A 707-nucleotide genomic window follows, 5' to 3' on the forward strand; every position below is an offset into this window, starting at 1 on the left:
ATACAGACAAGCGCAACCAGCTATTAAATCCATAGCACCAGCAACCTGCAAGCCAACGGGAAAAGGCGTCCTGCATGGCTGAAATGCTCGATATCCTTACCGCAGCGCCCTTCTGGATAGCCGTGCTGCGCATCGCCACGCCGCTCATCCTTGGCACGCTGGGCGTGCTGCTGTGTGAACGCGCCGGCGTGCTCAATCTGGGCATCGAGGGCATCATGGTCGCCGGCGCCTTCAGCGGCTGGCTGGCCGTGTACGGCGGCGCGCCGCTGTGGGCAGGCGTGGGCGTGGCGGCGCTTACCGGTGCGGTGTTCGGCCTGCTGCACGCCTTCCTCACAGTCGGCCTGGCGCTGTCCCAGCACGTGTCCGGGCTTGGCATCACCTTGCTGGCCACCTCGCTCAGCTATTACGGCTACCGCGTCAGCTTTCCCAAAGTCGACACGCCACCCACCATCACACCCTTCGCCCCCATGCACTGGCTCGACGGCTTTCCCGGCGGCGGGCTGAACGTGGTGGCAGCGCAGACCTCGCTCACGTTGCTGGCACTAGCGCTGGTGCCGCTGATCGCCTGGCTGCTCTACCGCACGCCGGCGGGCCTGGCCATCCGCATGGTCGGCGAGAACCCCCAGGCCGCCGAAGGCCAGGGCGTCTCCGTCGCGGCCACCCGCACCGCTGCCATCGTGGCCGGCTCGGCGCTCATGGGCGTGGCG

The 707-nt window shown here is 67.6% G+C and carries 1 protein-coding gene; it reads left to right on the top strand.

Annotated elements, in window-relative coordinates; all coding sequences use genetic code 11:
• Window positions 1–74 precede the first annotated feature (74 nt).
• Window positions 75–707: ABC transporter permease (locus AC1D1X_RS24995; protein WP_477699586.1), on the top strand; the 633-nt coding region annotated here is incomplete at its 3' end.

This window comes from Polaromonas sp. P1_G4 (assembly GCF_056405475.1).